Origin of the sequence: Pannonibacter sp. I15F10I1 (assembly GCF_900185665.1) — a bacterium.
Taxonomy (GTDB): Bacteria; Pseudomonadota; Alphaproteobacteria; order Rhizobiales; family Stappiaceae; genus Pannonibacter; species Pannonibacter indicus.
The window spans coordinates 530855-549909 of record NZ_FYAN01000026.1; the positions used below are offsets into that span (position 1 = coordinate 530855).

General features: G+C 63.3%; 19 protein-coding genes and 1 tRNA gene. 7 read left to right on the top strand and 13 right to left on the bottom strand.

Features of this window, described 5'->3' with window-relative positions; translation table 11 throughout:
• Positions 1–3: 3 nt before the first annotated feature.
• Complete coding sequence (locus IF10I1_RS15695) at positions 4–315, bottom strand: succinate dehydrogenase assembly factor 2 (RefSeq protein ID WP_208977414.1); 312 nt, start codon at positions 313–315, stop codon at positions 4–6.
• A gap of 231 nt (positions 316–546) precedes the next feature.
• Between IF10I1_RS15695 and recG the strand changes: the two genes are divergently transcribed.
• The 3 genes from recG (at position 547) to IF10I1_RS15710 (ending at position 3267) form a co-directional block, all read left to right on the top strand.
• The gene (gene recG / locus IF10I1_RS15700; protein WP_186393484.1) at positions 547–2649 is read left to right on the top strand and encodes an ATP-dependent DNA helicase RecG; all 2103 of its coding nucleotides are present in this window, start codon (positions 547–549) and stop codon (positions 2647–2649) included.
• A 103-nt stretch (positions 2650–2752) separates the two neighbouring features.
• Entirely contained in the window at positions 2753–3025 is a 273-nt protein-coding gene (locus IF10I1_RS15705) for a hypothetical protein (RefSeq protein ID WP_123194260.1), read from the top strand.
• Entirely contained in the window at positions 3022–3267 is a 246-nt protein-coding gene (locus IF10I1_RS15710) for a hypothetical protein (protein ID WP_164477553.1), read from the top strand. The genes IF10I1_RS15705 and IF10I1_RS15710 overlap by 4 nt, the downstream gene beginning before the upstream one ends.
• Here IF10I1_RS15710 and IF10I1_RS15715 read toward each other — a convergent pair.
• The gene (locus tag IF10I1_RS15715; RefSeq protein WP_123194258.1) at positions 3255–3980 is read right to left on the bottom strand and encodes a DUF502 domain-containing protein; all 726 of its coding nucleotides are present in this window, start codon (positions 3978–3980) and stop codon (positions 3255–3257) included. The genes IF10I1_RS15710 and IF10I1_RS15715 overlap by 13 nt on opposite strands.
• Positions 3981–4129: 149 nt before the next feature.
• Here IF10I1_RS15715 and IF10I1_RS15720 point away from each other — a divergent pair, with 149 nt between their 5' ends.
• The gene (locus tag IF10I1_RS15720) at positions 4130–4498 is read left to right on the top strand and encodes a YbaN family protein (protein WP_082205793.1); all 369 of its coding nucleotides are present in this window, start codon (positions 4130–4132) and stop codon (positions 4496–4498) included.
• Positions 4499–4551: 53 nt separating this feature from the next.
• Here the strand turns inward: IF10I1_RS15720 and IF10I1_RS15725 are convergent, their stop codons facing one another.
• The 3 genes from IF10I1_RS15725 to glmU form a co-directional block, all read right to left on the bottom strand.
• Positions 4552–4989 carry a GNAT family acetyltransferase gene (locus IF10I1_RS15725; protein WP_186393485.1) on the bottom strand — a complete coding sequence of 146 codons (438 nt, stop codon included), beginning with the start codon at positions 4987–4989 and terminating at the stop codon, positions 4552–4554.
• The gene (gene glmS / locus IF10I1_RS15730) at positions 4986–6812 is read right to left on the bottom strand and encodes a glutamine--fructose-6-phosphate transaminase (isomerizing) (protein WP_186393486.1); all 1827 of its coding nucleotides are present in this window, start codon (positions 6810–6812) and stop codon (positions 4986–4988) included. The genes IF10I1_RS15725 and glmS overlap by 4 nt, the downstream gene beginning before the upstream one ends.
• A gap of 103 nt (positions 6813–6915) precedes the next feature.
• Positions 6916–8271 (bottom strand): bifunctional UDP-N-acetylglucosamine diphosphorylase/glucosamine-1-phosphate N-acetyltransferase GlmU, encoded by a 1356-nt coding sequence (gene glmU, locus IF10I1_RS15735; protein ID WP_186393487.1) that lies wholly within the window; start codon positions 8269–8271, stop codon positions 6916–6918.
• Between the two features lie 232 nt (positions 8272–8503).
• On the opposite strand from glmU, the gene IF10I1_RS15740 reads away from it, so the two are divergent.
• Positions 8504–9781, top strand: coding sequence for a hypothetical protein (locus tag IF10I1_RS15740; RefSeq protein WP_186393488.1), 1278 nt, complete (start codon positions 8504–8506; stop codon positions 9779–9781).
• 32 nt (positions 9782–9813) lie between these two features.
• Here IF10I1_RS15740 and IF10I1_RS15745 read toward each other — a convergent pair whose 3' ends face one another.
• From IF10I1_RS15745 to tpiA, 8 genes are all read right to left on the bottom strand, one after another.
• Positions 9814–10551 (bottom strand): cytochrome c biogenesis CcdA family protein, encoded by a 738-nt coding sequence (locus IF10I1_RS15745; protein WP_050471557.1) that lies wholly within the window; start codon positions 10549–10551, stop codon positions 9814–9816.
• 224 nt (positions 10552–10775) lie between these two features.
• Entirely contained in the window at positions 10776–11072 is a 297-nt protein-coding gene (locus IF10I1_RS15750; RefSeq protein WP_050471558.1) for a hypothetical protein, read from the bottom strand.
• A gap of 114 nt (positions 11073–11186) precedes the next feature.
• On the bottom strand, positions 11187–11369 hold the full coding sequence (locus IF10I1_RS15755; protein WP_152967463.1) for a hypothetical protein: 183 nt from the start codon (positions 11367–11369) through the stop codon (positions 11187–11189).
• Positions 11370–11456: 87 nt separating this feature from the next.
• Positions 11457–11532 (bottom strand) — tRNA-Lys (locus IF10I1_RS15760).
• A 157-nt stretch (positions 11533–11689) separates the two neighbouring features.
• A complete protein-coding gene (locus tag IF10I1_RS15765) occupies positions 11690–12526 on the bottom strand; it encodes a VOC family protein (RefSeq protein ID WP_186393489.1) in 837 nt (278 codons plus the stop codon).
• A gap of 47 nt (positions 12527–12573) precedes the next feature.
• Positions 12574–14202, bottom strand: a complete 1629-nt coding sequence (locus IF10I1_RS15770; protein ID WP_050471560.1) for a CTP synthase — start codon at positions 14200–14202, stop codon at positions 12574–12576.
• A gap of 180 nt (positions 14203–14382) precedes the next feature.
• Positions 14383–14790: a preprotein translocase subunit SecG gene (gene secG / locus IF10I1_RS15775; protein WP_050471561.1), complete on the bottom strand. Its 408-nt coding sequence runs from the start codon at positions 14788–14790 to the stop codon at positions 14383–14385.
• Between the two features lie 224 nt (positions 14791–15014).
• On the bottom strand, positions 15015–15779 hold the full coding sequence (gene tpiA, locus IF10I1_RS15780; protein WP_186393490.1) for a triose-phosphate isomerase: 765 nt from the start codon (positions 15777–15779) through the stop codon (positions 15015–15017).
• Between the two features lie 257 nt (positions 15780–16036).
• Here tpiA and IF10I1_RS15785 point away from each other — a divergent pair, with 257 nt between their 5' ends.
• Positions 16037–17932 (top strand): peptidylprolyl isomerase, encoded by a 1896-nt coding sequence (locus IF10I1_RS15785; RefSeq protein WP_186393491.1) that lies wholly within the window; start codon positions 16037–16039, stop codon positions 17930–17932.
• Between the two features lie 106 nt (positions 17933–18038).
• On the top strand, positions 18039–19052 hold the full coding sequence (gene trpD, locus IF10I1_RS15790; protein WP_186393492.1) for an anthranilate phosphoribosyltransferase: 1014 nt from the start codon (positions 18039–18041) through the stop codon (positions 19050–19052).
• Positions 19053–19055 lie beyond the last annotated feature (3 nt).

Genomic DNA, 19055 nt, shown 5'->3' on the forward strand with positions numbered 1-19055 from the left:
GGATCAGGCGGTGCGGCTGGACGTGATGTTGTGGAAGGCGAGCATGCGCCGGTAGAGCGGACGGTCCCATTCTGCCGGAACGGGCTTGCTGCCGGTGATCCAGGCGAAGAGATCCTGATCGTTGACGTTGATCAGTTCTTCCATCTCGTCGAGTTCGGCTGCCGTCAGCTTGTCGAGTTCGGACTGGGCAAAGCCGCCGAACAGAAGGTCCATTTCCTTCATGCCCCGGTGCCAGGTGCGGAACAGGATGCGCTTCTTGCGGTGGGTCAGGGCATCATCCTGTGCTGCCGCCATATCTGCACTTGTGCCGCTCATCATGTCTCTCCGCATTGCCGGGCTCATGCCGTCCTGACGCCTGCAGCCGGAGCGCGGGGTTTCCGCGTCCGGCGCAAACGGGACAGCTCATCGTCCGAGGTATATAGCGCCGCAAACCGGCTCTGTCAGGTCAAGGTTTTGGGGTGCATGTCCTGAAGGTTCAAGAGGCTTCATTGCCCTTGCCGCCAGACCATGCCAAAACGCGGCATCGGTCTTGCGGATTCCTGTGCCATGCGTCCTTCTCTTCTCGATCCCCTGTTTGCTCCGGTTTCGGTGCTGCCCGGCATCGGCCCGAAGATCGCCAAGCTGCTGGACGGGCTGACCGGCAGCACGCCGGGGCGCGAGGCCAGCGTTCTCGATCTGCTGTTCCACCTGCCGCACGGCGTGATCGACCGCCGCCGCCGGCCGGGCATTGCCCATTCCGAGAATGGCGAGATCGCAACGCTGGACGTGGTGGTGGAGCGGCACCTGCCCTCGCCGCGCCAGGGCAAGGCGCCCTATCGCATCATTGCCAGCGACCCGACCGGCGAGATCGCCCTTGTCTTCTTCCATGCCCACAGGGACTGGCTGGAAAAGACCCTGCCCGTGGGCGGGCGGCGGATCATCTCCGGCAAGGTGGAATGGTTCAACGAGCGCCCGCAGATGGTGCATCCGGACTATGTGCTGACGCCTGAAGAGGCCGAAACCATGCCGGATGTGGAGCCGGTCTATCCGATGACCGCAGGCCTTGCCTCGCGCACCCTGTTGAAGGCCATTGCCGCCGGGCTTGGCCGTCTGCCAGTGATGCCGGACTGGCTCGACCCGGAATTTGCCGCCCGCAAAGGCTGGCCGGATTTCGATGAGGCACTGGCGCGGATGCACCGGCCGGAAAAGGCGGGCGATCTTGGCCCCGAATCCCCTTTCCGCGCCCGCCTTGCCTATGACGAATATCTCGCCAACCAGCTGGCACTGGCTCTGGTGCGCGCCACCATGCGCAAGCTGGATGGCGCCCCGCGCATGGCCAGCGGCGCGCTGAAGGCAAAGATCCTCGCCGCCCTGCCCTTCACGCTCACCGAAGGCCAGACGCAGGCCGTTGCCGAGATCGAGGCGGATCTGGCGAGCCCCCACCGCATGCTGCGGCTGGTGCAGGGTGACGTGGGCGCGGGCAAGACCATCGTCGCCCTGCTCGCCATGGCGGCCGTGATCGAATCCGGCGCGCAGGCGGCGATGATGGCGCCGACCGAAATCCTCGCCCGCCAGCATTTCGCCTCAATGGCCCCGCTGTGTGAGGCTTCCGGCATCCGCATTGCCCTGCTGACGGGGCGCGACAGCGCCAGGACACGGCGCGAGACGCAGGCCGGTTTGCTGGACGGCAGCATTGATCTGGTTGTCGGCACCCATGCGCTGTTTCAGGGCTCGGTCGAGTTCCAGAACCTTGGCATTGCCGTGGTGGACGAACAGCACCGCTTCGGCGTGCATCAGCGCCTTGCGCTTTCCTCCAAGGGCAAGGGCGTCGATGTGCTGGTGATGACGGCAACGCCGATCCCGCGCACGCTGGTGCTGACCTATTTCGGCGACATGGACGTCTCCCGCCTCATCGGCAAGCCGGCCGGCCGCAAGCCCATCACCACCGTCTCCGTATCGCTGGAGCGCATGGGCGAGATGGTGGCGCGCATCAAGGCGGCGGTGGCCGAGGGGCAGAAGGTCTATTGGGTCTGCCCGCTGGTGGAGGAATCCGAGAAAGTTGACCTTGCTGCCGTCGAAGACCGGCACCGGCATCTGTCGCAGGAACTGAAAATGCCCGTCGCCCTCGTCCATGGCCGCATGAGCGCGGAAGAGAAGGACATGGCCATGACTGCCTTCAAGGAGGGCCAGGCCCGCGTTCTCGTGGCCACCACCGTAATCGAGGTGGGCGTTGATGTGCCCGATGCGACGATCATGGTGATCGAGCATGCCGAACGCTTCGGCCTTGCCCAGCTGCATCAGCTGCGCGGCCGTGTCGGGCGCGGCGACAGGCCGTCCTCCTGCGTGCTGCTCTACAAGGGGCCGCTGGGCGAAACCTCCGCCGCCCGCCTTGCGGTGATGCGCGAGACGAATGACGGCTTCCTCATCGCCGAGGAGGACCTGCGCCTGCGCGGTGAAGGCGAAATCCTCGGCACCCGCCAGTCCGGCGCTCCCGGCTTCCGCCTTGCGGGCGAAGAGGCGCGGCCAGACCTCATGGAAACCGCTCGCGACGATGCCCGCCTGATCCTTGAGACCGATCCGGAGCTGAAAGGCCCGCGCGGTCAGGCCCTGCGCATCCTGCTCTATCTCTTTGCCCGCGACGAAGCGATCCGCCTGCTGCGGGCCGGGTAAGTTTCACGGGCGGAAGCTCCGGCTCCTCCTCATTTTAACGGCTTTCACACTTGTAAAGCTGCTCCATATGTGAAGAGTAAAAGTGACTGGAGCCTGTACCGTCATGAGAGAGCTTGAGAGCATAAGGGTCGTCGTTTTTAGAGAGGGTGAGCTTTTCATCGCTCAAGGCCTTGAACTCGACATTTGCGCGCAAGGAAGATCATCCGAAGAAGCAAAACTACGCTTTGATGCAGCTTTGGCAGCCGAGATCCATGAGGCGGAATCACGGCAGATCAGCCTGTTTGAAATGATTGATCCGGCACCCGCTTTCTTTGAGGCCATCTACGAAAATGGTGCGCTGGAGCGTGACGCCAAGCCCATTCCAAGGGCAGCATGAGCAAAACGACTCTTGGCGACTACATGGCGTGGATCGAGAGCACCGGCGGCCGATGCCGGACTGGCGTTGGCCAGGACGATGCCATTGGCATGGTACCGGTCACCAAGATCATCGCAGTCAGCGGACGTCATGTGATCTTTCCCGGCGCAGATCCGGACGAAGTCCTCTCACCTTCAACGATCGAGAACTTCGACAGGCGCCTGATGGTGATCTCGCCATTCAGAGGCATTCAACGGTCCTGAACAGCACCCGGCAAAGCCTCTGCGATTTTCGGATGCTCCGGTGAAATCAGGCCGGCAGAGATGATCAGCTTTGCCGCTTCCTCGACCGTCATGGACAGTTCGATCACATCCTTGCGCGGCAGATAGAGCAGATAGCCGGAGGTCGGGTTGGGTGTGGTCGGCAGGAACACGGCCATATGCCCGCCGCCATCCTCCGTCTCCGGCAGCTTCTGCGCCACCTCGCCCTTGGCGGAGGTCGCGACAAAGACTATGGCATAGGTGCCCTTCCGTGGGTACTCGATCAGGGCGGCTTTCTTGAAACTGGCTCCCTTTTCATCAAGTACAGTCTCAAAAATCTGCTTCAAGCCCTTGTAAAGACTACGAACAAGCGGCATCGTTGCGACGATGCGCTCGCCAAAGTTTATGAGCGTCCGGCCAAGGAAGTTGGCCGCCAGAAAGCCCGTGAGAGACAAGGCCGAAAAGGCCACGATCAGACCGAAGCCCGGCACGGCAAAGGGCAGATAGTTATCCGGATTATAGGCCGGCGGAAGCGCGGGCTTGACCAGGGCATCGACCCACTGGATGAAAGACCATGTCAGCCAGAGGGTGATGCCCACCGGCCCTGCAATGACGAGTCCTGCCAGAAACGAGTTGCGCAGTCTTGCGCCAAAGCTTGTTCGCGTCCGGTGCGGCACGTCATGCGCCGCTGTTTCCTGGCTGGATGGCTCTTCCATCGATATCCTCTCGCTTCACTTGCCGGGAATTCGGCCTTCCCTATTTGGCTTGAGGGGCGTAAACCGGATTGCAGAGTTCCGGATTTCAGCTCCAGGCCCGCCCATCATGCGGTGCATCATAGGGCAAAAACGGACACCGGAGAGATGATTTGCGGCGTGCAGCATACCGGATAGCAGGAATTTTATGTGTGATCCTCGGAGTGATCGGCGCCATCCTGCCGGTCATGCCGGGCACCATCTTCTTCATTCTCGCCGCCGCCATGTTCGCCAAGTCCTCCCCGGAACTCGAGGCGCGCATTCTGGCCCATCCGTCCATCGGGCCGCAGGTCATCGCCTGGCGCGAGCACGGCGTCATCCCGCCGCGCGCCAAGCTCTATGCCACGGGCGGCATGGCTTTCGGATATGGCATGTTCTGGCTCGGCGCCCATCCCGGCTGGCCGCTGGCCCTCGGCGTTCTGGCCTTCATGGTGGCCTGCGCCGCCTATGTTCTGTCGCGGCCCTCCTATCCGCGCAGCTGAAGCTATCTAAATTTACGCTTCAATTTTTCTGCACACCCAATTGATTTATAAAATCAATCATCCTTGATTAGCCGCTTGCCCAGCTCCACCACATCGTCGGGGACATAGCCTAGCTGCCGGTAGAGGCCGGTTACCTCTTCATTGCCGGTCCGCACCAGAAGATTGATCTTCGGACAGCCGCGTGCCAGCAGCAGCGCTTCGCCATGCTGCATCAGAAGCCGGGCATAGCCCTTGCCGCGATGGGCCGGATGAATGCTGAGATAGTTCACCGAGCCCCGGTGCCCGTCATAGCCGAACATGGCGCTGCCGATGATGGCATTGCCCAGACGCAGCACGATGAAGCCCCAGGGACTGTCCGCGACCTTGCGGTCGATGTCCTTGTCCGGATCGTTCCAGGGCCGTGTCAGGCCGCACTCTCCCCAGAGGGTGACCACACGATGGCGGTCCCCCTCGGTGAAGGTATCGATAACGGGCTTGGGGCTCGTGATCATTCCACCGTCACCGACTTGGCAAGGTTGCGCGGCTGGTCCACATCCGTGCCCATGAACACCGCCACATGATAGGCGATCATCTGCGTCGGAATGGCGTAGATGATCGGCGCAACGATGCCGGACAGTTCGGGCATCACCACCTGGTCATTGGCCGCAAGGCCGGAGGCTGCAGCGCCCTTTTCGTCGGTGATGAGCAGGATCTTGCCGCCGCGTGCCGCCACTTCCTGCATGTTGGAAACGGTCTTCTCATAGAGGGCGTCATGCGGGGCGATGACGATCACCGGCATGTTTTCGTCAATGAGCGCGATCGGGCCATGCTTCAGCTCGCCGGCGGCATAGCCTTCGGCGTGAATGTAGGACAGTTCCTTGAGCTTCAGCGCCCCTTCCAGCGCCAGCGGGAAGCTGGTGCTGCGGCCGAGATACAGCACATCCGATGCCCGCGACAGGGCCGGAGCCAGCTTCTCGATGCGCGGCTCAAGGCCGAGTGCCTGCACGGCCAGACCCGGCGCTTCGGCAAGAGCGCCGACCAGTTCGGCCTCTTCTGCTTCGGTTATGAAGCCGCGCTGACGGCCTGCGGTGACCGCGAGCGCCGCCAGCACCGCCAGCTGGCAGGTGAAGGCCTTGGTGGAAGCAACGCCGATCTCCGGGCCTGCGACGGTCGGGAACACCACATCGGCCTCACGGGCAATGGTGGATTCCGGCACGTTGACAATGGCGCCGATGGTCAGGCCTTCCTGCTTGCAATAGCGCAGCGAGGCAAGCGTATCCGCCGTTTCGCCGGACTGGGAGATGAACAGCGCCATCTCGCCCGTCGACACGGGCAGTTCGCGGTAGCGGAATTCGGAAGCAACGTCGATTTCCACCGGCAGGCGGGCGTATTTCTCGAACCAGTACTTGCCGATGAGCCCTGCATAATAAGCCGTGCCGCAGGCGGACATGACGATGCGGGTCAGCTTGCTGAAGTCCACCGACGTGCCTTCCGGCAGGCGCACCTTGCGGGCGCTCAGGTCCAGATAGCGCGACAGGGTGTGGCCGATCACCTCCGGCTGCTCGTGGATCTCCTTGGCCATGAAGTGGCGGTAGTTGCCCTTGTCGATCATCGCAGCGCCGACGGCCGACTTGCTCTCCGGGCGCGTGACGGGCGTATTCTGGCGGTCGAAAATGGCGAGGCTGTCACGGCTGAGAACGACCCAGTCGCCTTCTTCCAGATAGGTGATCCGGTCCGTGAAAGGCGCCAGCGCGATGGCGTCGGACCCCAGGAGCATCTCGCCTTCCCCGTGGCCAACGGCCAGCGGCGAGCCGCGTCTTGCGCCGATCAAAAGGTTCTCTTCGCCCTCGAACAGGAAGGCGAGCGCGAAGGCGCCGCGAAGGCGCGGCAGCACGGCGGCCACGGCCTCCTTCGGCGCAAGCCCTTCATCCATCGCGGCATTGACCAGCAGCGCCACCACTTCGGTGTCCGTATCGGTCACCGGATGATAATCCTTGGCGATGGCCTCAGCACGCAGTTCCTGATAGTTCTCGATGATGCCGTTATGCACGACGGCAACGCCACCGCTCTGGTGCGGGTGGGCATTGGAGACGGTCGGTGCGCCATGGGTGGCCCAGCGGGTGTGGCCGATGCCGATGACGCCCGGCAGCGGTGTCTTTTCCAATACGGCTTCCAGATTGCGCAGCTTGCCTTCCGCGCGGCGGCGGGTAACGATGCCGTTCTCCAGCGTGGCAATGCCGGCCGAGTCATAGCCCCGGTACTCAAGGCGCTTCAGCGCATCCACGAGGCGCGGTGCAACACCGCTTAGGCTGACGATACCAATGATGCCGCACATGAAAATGAATCCCTTTGAAACGATCTAACCCGCCTCTGTTAGACGAGACGGGCCAGTTTGTTGAAATCAAACCCTGTTTCAGACGATGACAGGCAGCAATCCGTCAGCTCTTCTTTGCGGCCTTGGCGGCAGCAAAGCGGACGCGCAGCACTTTGGCCCGGCCTTCCTTCACGCTCTGGCGGGCCCGTCCGATGACAAGGGCGTCATCCGCCACCTCTTCCGTCACCGTGCTGCCAGCCGCCACATAGGCGCCCGAACCGATCTTTACCGGCGCAACGAGCGTCGAGTTGGAGCCGATGAAGCTGCCCGCGCCAATCTCCGTCAGGTGCTTGCCGAAACCGTCATAGTTGCAGGTGATGGTACCCGCGCCGATGTTGGTCTTTGCCCCCACCACGGCATCGCCGATGTAGCTGAGGTGATTGACCTTGGCGCCTTCGCCGATCTTGCCGTTCTTCACCTCGACGAAGTTGCCGATATGGGTATCGCGGGCCAGTTCCGCACCGGGGCGCAGACGGGCATAGGGGCCGACCATGGCATCCGCTCCGACCGTCGCCCCTTCCAGATGACTGAAGGCCCGGATGCGGGTTCCGGAGGCAACATGCACGCCAGGCCCGAAAACCACATTGGGCTCCACCAGAACATCCGGCTCCAGCACCGTGTCATGGGAGAAGAACACGGTGGCGGGAGCCTGCAGCGTGACGCCGCGCTCCAGCGCGGCGCGGCGCATTCTGTTCTGGAAAATCTCTTCACATTCAGCAAGTTGAGAACGGTTGTTAATGCCGCGCGCATCGTCTTCGCTGGTGGTGGCTGCAACCACTTTCAGCCCGCGTGCATTGGCAATCTCCACGGCGTCCGTCAGATAGTACTCGCCCTTGGCATTGCTATTGCCAACCGCTGACAGCAACTCCTCTGCAATAGCGCCCTGAAAGCCCATGATGCCAGAGTTACAGAAATTTATCTTTCTTTCGTCGTTGCTTGCGTCCTTTTCCTCACGTATCGCGAGAAGCTGATCGCCTTGCATCAACAGGCGGCCATAGCCGAAGGGATTGGCTGCTTCGAAGCCCAGAACCGCCACATCCGCTCCTGCCGCCAGAGCGGCCCGCACGCGGGCAATGGTGTCCCCGGTCACCAGTGGCGTATCGCCAAACAGCACCAGCACGTCATCGGCCGCCGGCGTCAGGGCGCTTCGGGCGGCGAGTGCCGCATGGGCCGTTCCGAGCCGTTCGGTCTGCTCGTGGCAGCTCGCGCCGGGCGAGAGCTTTGCGACAAGGGATTCCAGCGCCGGCATGTCCGGCCCGACGACCACGGCAACGCGATTGCCTTCGCCGCTCACGGCCTTCAGCACATGGCCGATCATCGGCAGATTGCCGATCTCGTGCATCACCTTCGGCAAGCTGGACTGCATGCGTGTTCCAAGGCCTGCGGCCAGGATGATGGAAAGGAGACTGCGGTTGGACATGGGATCTTTCTGCCGGTCTTGCTGATGGGCACAGGCCGCCCGCGCACCGCCGCAGGCCTTCTGTATCCCTGTTCAGCCTTTTCCTGCCCTTTTACCAAAGATGCAAGCCGCCGATCCACAGTTCCCTGCAGAAGACTTCCCCGGGACCGCTGTAATTCCCTGTTCGTTAACCATGTTTGGAGACAAGATATCCCATGGATAGCAACAGATTCGCCGTAGCGGGATAGCCCAGGTGGAGAGCCGCAAGAAGGATGCCGGTGTCAAGGCGTCCGGGCCAGATATGGCCCGGGCACGGCTCGACATTGCCGCCTGGGCTCTCTTTGCGCTTCTGTTTGGCACCGTCGGCTTTTCGGCCTACTGGTTTGCTCCGGCACGCCCCTCCGGCGGGCAAGCTTACGCAGGCATCATGCTGCCCCCTCCCGGCGAGGTTTCCGGGCCAACCGGCAGCATTGGCCGCACGGAAGCCGTCGTGATGGATGGGGAAACCGTCTCCATCGGCATTCTCCCCTCTCCCCTTGGAACGGGCGGTGCGGAATCCATGCGGCTGCTCGAGGCACGGCTGGAAACGCTGCAGCGGGAGGTGGTCTCTTTGCGCCGCCGTGTCCTCCAGATGACGGAGCTCAGCGACGGCTATTCGAACAGGCTCGCCTCGCTCGAAACCGGCACCGGCGGCGGCCTCATCACCGGCTCGGTAGAGAACAGCATCCCCGCGCCCGCGCAGCCAAGGCTTGCCGACATTGCCGCCGGCACGTCGCAGCGGAGCGAGCCGCTGCACGATGCGGGGGATCTGCCGAAGCTTGATCCCAAGGATGCGGAGCGCCCACAGGCTGCCGTCAGCCTGCCCAGACCCGATCCGCGCAAGACGGTACAGGCCACTGTCGAGACACGGCCAGCCCCGGAAACCCTGGCGGAAACAAGCTCCTCTGCGGCCAAGCCTCTTGCCGCCTCGGACATCAGCGCCATCATGTCACCGGCAGGAGCCGTGCCCGAGTCGCCTGGCAGTTCCTACGAGGGGCGGACCGCGGCGCTTTCTTCAACGCCGGAACCGGTGCGGCCGGTACGGATCGTCGGGTTGCCGGTATCCGGCACGCCCGCCCCTGAAACGACCGCCGCCATTCCTCCCGAGCCCGCGCCGGAAGATGCACAGACCCAGCGTGAGGACCTCGACGCAGCCCTGATGATCCGCCCGGTTGACCCGGCCGGACGCACCATTGGCAGCGCGGACCGTATTGGCCGCAGCGACTTTGCCATTGAAATCGGCCGTTATGCCTCACGCTCCGCGGCGAGCGACGGCTGGGAGAATTTCGCGTCGGCCCATACGGACAAGATGAGCGGGTTGCGCGCCCTGACCCAGCCGGCTGGAGAGGGTTCTGAGTCCGTGCGGCTTCTGGCCGGGCCTTTCGCCAATGCGGCCGCGGCCTCCGTCGCCTGCCTGCGTCTTGAAGTGGACCAGAAAGCCTGTTCGCCCACGCTCTTCTCGGGCGAGCCGCTTCTGGAGAGTTTCCGGTAGGCAGAGATCCGTTTCCAGTGATCTGGAGAGGATCAGCCGATCACCTGAAACTGCGGGAATGTCTCGAGCAGCCAATAGGAGAAGACAGCCATCTGGCCGGTCAGGAACATGATCCCGGTGAGAACCAGGACCACGCCCATCCCCTTCTCCACCTTGCCCATGTGGCGGCGCGCCTTCTGCATGAAGCGCAGGAACGGGCCGGCAAAAAGCGCCGCGATCAGGAACGGGATACCGAGGCCCATGGCATAGGCGCTGAGGAGAATGGCGCCACGCGCCACGGTTTCCTCTGAGCCCGCGACGAACAGAATGGCCGCCAGAACCGGCCCCACGCAAGGGGTCCAGCCGAAGCCGAAGGCGAGGCCAATCACATAGGCTCCGGCGAGGCCAGCCGGTTTGCGGTCCAGATGCACCCGCGCTTCCCGGTAGAGCAGCGGAATGCGGAAGAGCCCGAGGAAATGCAGCCCCATGACGATGGTCAGCACACCGGCGACATAGCCGAGGATCTGGATATGCTGCGTCACCATCTGCCCCAGGAAGGAAGCACTGGCGCCAAGCAGCACGAAAACGGTCGAGAACCCGGCCACGAAGGCAAGCGCGGCAAAGAACACGCGCCGAACCGCTTCGTCTGTCCGGTCATCGGCGGACAGCTCTTCAAGGCTGGTTCCGGCAATAAAACCAAGATAGGGTGGCACAAGCGGCAGCACGCAAGGGGAAACGAAGGACAGAACTCCGGCGAAAACAGCGCCTGCCAGTGTTACTTCCTGAATCATTCCCGCCACCTTTGTCAGCGAATCTGCCGTGCCCGCCCGGGGCCCGCACAATGCATGGACAGGTCTTACCGCATTGCAGGGGATGAAATGAAGATGGCAGAACCGCGCATCCCGTGAGGAATGGGACTTACGCCGATCACCTTACCGCGAGGCGCGCCGCCTCCTCAGAGACAGGGCGCGGCCGCTTCGACCCATCAGGCTGGATGAGGAAAGAGCAACGTACCTCAGCTGTCCTGGCGTCCGCCGTCGACGACTTCAAAGCTGGGCCGGATCACGACACCAACATCACCGCCATCGCGCAGTCCCTGGCGCCATTGGTCCAGCACCAGCCGCAAAGCCAGCGTCTGACGGTTGTGCGGCAGCTGGGAAATCACGCCAGCCAGAAACTCATCGAGCAGGTCGCGGTTGATCGCGCCTTGATGGATCAATGCGTTCACGAGGGTGAGAGTCGCTGCGATGTTCGCTTTGACGAAGTCGAACTCAGGTGAGGTCATCGAGTGCGAAGCAGAGTTTTCCGGCATCGAGCGAGCCAATCTGCCAGAGATTGTTCTGGCGTTAGGACAAAAAATACCAAGGGGCGAACGGCAACCCAAACGGGATGCCTCAGCCCCTGCGACCCACCGCACCTACTGTGATCAGATTTTATGAGTAAGCCAGTACACATTCCAGTCAATTTTTAAGCGACCGGTTCCTTTTTGTGATCTTTCGCCGAAACAGTCCAATTTATCTGCACTACTGACGATGTGTAATTTACCAGATTCACAGTCTTTCGGCTGAACTGAGTCCGGCAGACGCATGGGAAGCATGATCTGCTTCATGCAAAAACAGCGTTTCCGAATGCCGTGCGGGACAATCCCCGACAAGGCAACATGGAATGAATGATCAAAAATCAGGAAAAGGGAAAGTGGTGAGCGAGCGGGGGCTCGAACCCCGGACCAACTGATTAAAAGTCAGTTGCTCTACCAACTGAGCTACTCGCTCCCGCTAGGGAAACAGATGCGCCGGAGCGCCCGTCTGCTGGCGGTGTGTTTATGCCGGAAGGCGGCTGGGCGCAACCCGGAAAAAACACTTTCTGAGACTATCCACGAAGCTGTCAACATCCGGTGAAGACAGTCCGGCAGGCCTGACACATCCCGCGTCAGGCCGGCTCCAGCACCAGCGTCACACCGCAGAGGCTTTCAGCGGGAATGATGGACCGTGCGGCGACACTTGCCCCCGTCACCCGAAGGGCCGCAATGCAGGGCAGTCCGCCCGGCAGCGCATCGGCCGCCGCATCGCCGAAGAGATGGCGGTAGGCGACAGGCGACAGGATCGAGATCTTGCCACGGGCCGTCTGGCACTCGATGCCAAGGCTGGTGGCCCTGAGTTCCCGCACACCCGTGAAACCTTCGAGGAAGATGTGATGGTCTGCCGGATCCCGGGCCACCAGAATCACTTCGGCCAGTGCTGTTGCGCCATTGGCATGGCGCTGGAACTCCGGCTTCCAGAAGTTTTCCGGATAGAGATTGTGGCAGGTGAAGAAACCGGTCTCCGGCGCATCCGCATCGCGGGTGAAGGTCAGCTCAAACCCGACCTTGCGCACCGTGCCATCAGGTGCAGTGGCTTCCCGGCCAAAGGAGAAGGGATCGAACACGGGAAGTCCGGCCGCAGCAAAGGCCGCACGGTCGTCCGCCGCACTGATGCTGTCCAGCACCAGCATGGAGGCCCCTTCCCGCTTTTCCAGGAAGTCCTGATTGAAACGGCCAAACGAGAAGGCCGTTCCCGTGGCCGGAACAATGGCGGCACCGGCCGGAACCGTCAGAAGTTCAAGGAAAGCTCCGTCCAGCTGCACCAGACGGTTTTCCGTGCCCCAGGGATGGCGGGCGCGTGGCGTCAGCGTGAAGCCGAGCGCCTCGAAAGCCTCTGCTGCACGGTCGAGATCCCGGACCGCGATCACCACGTGATCCAGTCCGCGTGTCTTTGCCGCCGCTGTCATGCCCCCCACTCCCTGCCCTGTCCGGCTCTGCCGGATGCCTTTGGCCCTCAGACCAGACGGCTGCGCTTGATGGCCGCCTCGACGAAGGAGGCGAACAGCGGGTGCGGCTCGAACGGCCGGGACTTGAGTTCCGGATGGTACTGCACGCCGATGAACCACGGATGGCCGGTGATTTCCACCGTCTCCGGCAGCACGCCGTCCGGCGAAGTGCCGGCGAAGACGAGGCCGCAGCTTTCCAGTTGCTCACGGTAGCCGATGTTCACCTCATAGCGGTGGCGGTGACGCTCGGAAATGAGGGTGCTGCCATAGACTTCGGCAATGCGCGAGCCCGGCTTCAGCGCGGCCTGATAGGCGCCAAGGCGCATGGTGCCGCCAAGGTCATCACCCGCGTTGCGCAGTTCCTTTTCGTTGCCGCGCGTCCATTCGGTCATCAGGCCGACCACGGGCTCTTCGGCGGGGCCGAATTCGGTGGAGCTGGCCTTGGTGATGCCGGCAAGGTTGCGGGCTGCTTCCAGCACCGCCATCTGCATGCCGAAGCAGATGCCGAAATAAGGCACGTTGCGGGTGCGGGCGAACTGGGCAGCGGCGATCTTGCCTTCCGCGCCACGCTCGCCGAAGCCGCCAGGCACCAGGATACCGGCCACGCCCTCAAGATAGGGCGCCGGATCTTCCTTTTCGAAGGTCTCGGATTCGATCCACTGCAGCTTCACCTTGACGTTGTTGGCGATGCCGCCATGGACAAGCGCCTCGATCAGCGACTTGTAGGCGTCCTTCAGCACGGTGTACTTGCCGACGATGGCGATGGTCACCTCGCCTTCCGGATTGGCGATGCGGCGGGAAATCTCTTCCCAGCGGTCGAGCTTGGGTGCCGGTGCGCCAGTGATGCCGAAAGCCTTGAGGACTTCCTCGTCGAGGCCTTCCTTGTGATAGGCGATCGGCACGTCATAGATCGAGGCCACGTCATAGGCCGGAATGACGGCGCTTTCCCGCACATTGCAGAACTGGGACAGCTTGCGCCGCTCGTTCTCCGGAATGTGGCGGTCGCAGCGGATCATCAGGATATCCGGCTGGATGCCGATGGAGCGCAGCTCCTTGACCGAATGCTGGGTCGGCTTGGTCTTCATCTCGCCGGCGCTGGCGATATAGGGCATCAGCGTCAGGTGGATGTAGATCGCCTGTCCGCGCGGCAGGTCATTGCCGAGCTGGCGAATCGCCTCGAAGAACGGCAAGCCCTCGATGTCGCCCACCGTGCCGCCGATCTCGACCAGCACGAAGTCCACATCGTCATTGCCGTCCAGCACGAAGGCCTTGATGGCATCCGTGACATGCGGAATCACCTGCACGGTGCCGCCCAGATAATCGCCGCGGCGTTCCTTGGCGATGATGTCCTGATAGATGCGGCCGGTGGTGATGTTGTCCTGCTTGGTCGCCGGGCGCCCGGTGAAGCGCTCGTAATGGCCAAGATCAAGATCGGCCTCGGCGCCGTCGTCGGTGACGAAGACTTCGCCGTGCTGATACGGGCTCATGGTGCCCGGATCGACGTTGAGATAGGGGTCGAGCTTGCGAAGCCGGACCTTGTAACCGCGGGACTGAAGCAGGGCGCCAAGCGCAGCCGATGCCAGACCCTTCCCGAGCGAGGAAACCACGCCGCCAGTGATGAAAACGTATCGCGCCATGGAGCAACACCATACTGTGGTCCCTGCCGGATCGGCCAGCGGGGTCCAGTGGTTAAACACAACAAAAATGCCCTGCAGCAGATGTGCGCAGGGCACTTGAGAGATTTTTCCGGTCTATCCGCCGGATATGGCCCTGCGGCGGTGCTGACTGCCCCGCCGCAACCTGCAAGCCTGCGGCGCTTACTGCGCTGCCGGAACCTGGGGGCCGGAAGGCTGAGCCGGAGCCGTTGCGGGCGCCTGGGGCTGGGACTGCTGCCTCAACACATCCAGAACACCGGTCCCCGTCGAGGGTGCGGAACCATCGGCCGGCTGTGCGGCACCCGGAACAACCGTGCTGCCGTCCAGAATGGAGCCGGGACCACTGTCCATGCGGGCGATGATGCTGAGGCCCAGTGACGTGGCAAAGAACATGACGGCGAGAATCGCCGTGGCGCGGGTCAGCACATTGGCTGTGCCGCGGCTCGACATGAAGCCGCCGCCGCCTCCGCCGCCGATGCCAAGAGCGCCGCCTTCGGAGCGCTGCAGGAGGACGACAAGCACCAGGGCCAGCACGACCATCAGGTGAATGACGATAACTACCGTTTCCATTTTGGACCGATCATCCGTTTCAGTTTGGCGGCCTTCTACACCAGCCTTGCCGGAGTTTCCACCCTTGAAGGCCGGGAGATTGGCATCCTTTGTGACAAAAGGCGTCTCACACGCCGCAATCCACCGGAACCTGCCCTGTGAAGGTGGCCCTCTGCGGCGCAGCACTCTGCAACAGTTATATAAGCATCAGGGGCCGGACGACCAGCGCCCGGCCCGGTCCCGCATCAGGCATAGGCCGAAATGATGCCAAGGAAATCGGCAGCCTTGAGGCTGGCGCCGCCCACGAGGGCGCCGTTGACATGCGGCACGGCCATCAGCTCTGCCGCGTTCGAGGGCTTCACCGAACCGCCGTAGAGCAGGCGCATGGCAGCGCCTTCCGCGCCGAAGCGGGCTTCCAGTGCGCTGCGGATGGCGGCATGCACTTCGGCGACGTCGGCTGCAGTCGGCGTCAGGCCGGTGCCGATGGCCCAGACAGGCTCATAGGCAATCACCGTATTGGCCGCCGTTGCACCCTCAGGAACCGACCCGGCAAGCTGCGTGCCGACCACATCCAGCGTCTTGCCGCCCTTGCGCTCGGCTTCGGTTTCGCCAACGCAGATGATGGCCGTGAGGCCTGCGCGCCAGGCTGCTTCCGCCTTGGCCTTCACCACGGCATCGCTCTCGCCGTGATCGGTGCGGCGCTCGGAATGGCCCGCGAGCACGGCGCTTGCGCCTGCATCCTTGAGCATTTCAGCCGAAATGTCGCCCGTATGGGCGCCCGAAGCCTTGGCATGGCAATCCTGCCCGCCGAGCGCCACCTTCGATGCAGCGGAAGATTTGGCGAGAACGGCAATCAGTGTTGCGGGCGGGCAGATCATCACGTCCACCTTGGCCGCCAGCGCTGCCTCAAGCCCCTGCCCCAGTGCCTCGAACTCGGCAGAAGCCGCGGCAAGGCCGTTCATCTTCCAGTTTCCGGCGACAAGCGGGCGGATTGCGGTGGCGTGGCTCATGGCGGTCTCCTCAAGGGCTGTCCGGCGCACGGGCTGGCGGGACAGCAGCATGGTTCCTGGTGGCCACTTCGCTACCCAGCGGCGGCCCAAAGTGCAAGTGTCATCGCATCTTTCCCGCCCTTCCTGCGCATTTCTGCCTGTCTGCGCACATCTGCCAGTTTCCGGCTATTGTCCGCCGCCCCTTGAGCCGCTATTCAGAACCACCGCTCCGGGACCTTTCGCTCCGGACATGAGCTTATGGAATTACGGGAGACATCATGCTCGACGCGCTGCGCAAGGGCGCCGGCACCTGGGTTGCCAAGATCTTCATCGCCCTGCTCATCCTGAGCTTTGCCGTCTGGGGTATCGCCGACATTTTCCGCAACTTCGGCAGCAATGTCGTGGCCAAGGTGGGTGATGCGGAAATTTCCGTGGCCGACTTCGATCTCGCCTACCGGCGCGAACTGAATGCCGTGAGCCGCCAGATCGGCCGCCCGCTGTCCACCACGGAAGGCGCCATGTTCGGTATTCCGCAGCAGGTGCTGGCCCGGATGATTGCCGAAGCTGCCATGAATGACATGGCCGCGGACATGAACCTCGGCATTTCCGATGACGGCCTGCGCCAGATGATCCAGGAAAACCCGGCCTTCCAGCGCCCGGGCGGCGGCTATGACCGCAACAGTCTGGTGCAGCTGCTGCGCGCCAACGGCATTTCCGAAGATGACTTCGTGCGCGAGCAGCGCCTCCTGTCCGGCCGCCAGCAGATCGCAGGCGCCCTGACGGACAATCTGAAGACGCCGGAAGCGATGCTGAGCGCCTTCAACATCTTCGAAAATGAAACCCGCACCGTGCGCTATATCGCCGTGCCGCCCTCGGCAGCCGGTGAAATCGCAGCCCCGTCGGACGCGGACCTTGAGAGCTTCTACGAGACGCGCAAGGAAGATTTCCGCGCTCCGGAATACCGCAGCCTGTCCGTCCTGCAGCTGCTGCCGCAGACGCTGGCCAAGCCGGATGAGGTGACGGACGCAGAAGCAAAACAGGCTTATGACCGCTCCGGCAACCGCTACCGGACGGATGAGCTGCGCCGCGTGCGCCAGATGCCCTTCCCCGATTCGGCCGCAGCCGAAGCTGCCGCCGCCGAGCTTGCCTCCGGGGCCAAGACCTTTGCCCAGCTGATGGAGGAGCGCGGCCTCAAGGACAGCGACGTCGACCTTGGCCTGATGGCGAAGGACAAGTTCCTGGATCCGGCCATTGCGGACGCCGCCTTCGCGCTGCCTGAGGGCGGTGTCAGCGGCGCCGTGCAGGGCCGGTTCACCACCGTCATTCTGGAAGTGGCGCAGATCCAGCCGGAAGCCGTGCGTCCCTTCGACGAGGTCAAGGCGGAGCTGAAGCAGGAAATCGCCCTGCAGAAGGCCGAACAGGACGTGCAGGACCTGCATGACGAGATCGAGGACGCCCGTGCGGGCGGTGCCGCCCTTGCCGAAGTCGCAGGACGCTTCTCGCTGACCACCACCGAAATCCCGGCCGTGGACAGCAATGGCCGCGACGAGGCCGGTCAGCCGGTCACGCTGCCTGAGGCTGACGGCCTGCTGCGCGAGGCCTTCGAGAGCGACGTTGGTATCGAAAACAACCCGCTGCCGCTGGGCCAGCGCGGCTTTGTCTGGTTCGACGTGACCAAGGTCACGCCGCCCCGCGACCGCGAGCTGTCCGAAGTGCGCGATGCCGTTGTCCAGGCCTGGACGGCGAAGGAGCGTGATCAGAAGCTGCTGGATCTTTCGGCAAGCATGGCAGCCCAAGTGCGCGGCGGCGAAACGCTGGAAGCCGTGGCGGAAGCCGCTGGCCTTGCGGTGCAGACCTCCGACAGCTTCAAGCGCAACGGCCAGCCGGCCGGCCTGCCGCAGGAAGCCGTCGAGGAAGCCTTCAGCGGCCCCTCCGGCACCGTTCTGGACACCATGGGCGCGGACAGCGGCCGTCTGGTGATGGTGGTCGACAGCGTCTCTGCCCCCGCCTTCTTCCGCGAGGAAGAGAGCATCCAGCAGATCGACACCCAGATCAGCGAACAACTCTCTGCCTCGCTCCTCAATCTTGTGATCAACAAGGTCGAGGCGGACAAGGGCGTCCAGATCAACCAGCAGGCGCTGCAGATGGTGATCGGCACCTCTGCGCAGAACTGACGGCATGAAAGAACACTGTCCCGGCCGCAATCTGCCGGGACAGTCACAAGCCGGACTGCGGGAAGCGTTAACGCAGGCCGCGTGAAAAACGGGAAGAGGGACAGGCATGAGCGGGCTCAAACCCTTTATCGCCAAGGTGGCTGAAGGCGCGTCTCTGGATTTCGAGGAAGCGCTTGCGGCTTTTGACGTGATCCTGTCCGGCGCGGCAACGCCTTCCCAGCTCGGCGGCTTCCTGATGGCGCTGCGCATGCGCGGCGAGAGCGTCGATGAAGTGACCGGCGCCGTCGCCTCCATGCGCGCCCGCATGCTGCCCGTCGAAGTTCAGGGCGATGCCATCGATATCGTCGGCACCGGTGGTGACGCCACCGGCTCCTACAACATTTCCACCTGCGCCGCGCTGGTCGTGGCAGGCTGCGGCGTGCCCGTTGCCAAACACGGCAACCGCTCGCTCTCGTCCAAGTCCGGCTCTTCCGAAGCTCTGGCGCAGCTCGGCGTCAACATCGACATCGGCCCGGACAAGATTGCCGCCTGCGTGGATAAAGCCGGGATCGGCTTCATGTTTGCCCCGCTCCATCATGCGGCGATGAAGCATGTCGGCCCGACCCGTATGGAACTGGGCACCCGCACCATCTTCAACCTGCTCGGCCCCCTGTCGAGCCCGGCCCGCGTCAAGCGCCAGATGACCGGTGTCTTCGATGGCCGCTGGGTGGAGCCGATTGCACAGGTGCTGAAGAACCTTGGCTCGGAAGCCGTCTGGATCGTCCACGGCAGCGACGGCATGGACGAGATCACCACCACCGGCCCGACCAAGGTGGCCGAACTGAAGAACGGCACCATCCGCAGCTTCGAGATCACTCCGGAAGACGCAGGCCTGCCCCGCGCCCGTTTCGAGGATCTGAAAGGCGGCACGCCGGAAGAGAACGCTGCCGCCCTGCGCGCCGTGCTTTCCGGCGCGAAAAACGCCTACCGGAACGTGGTGCTGTTCAACGCCGCCGCCTCGCTGATCGTTGCGGGCAAGGCGGCAGACCTCAAGGACGGGGTGGCGCAGGCCGCCCGCTCCATCGACACGGGCGATGCCCTCGACCGGCTGGAACGGCTGGTGGCAGTTTCGAACGGATAAGCC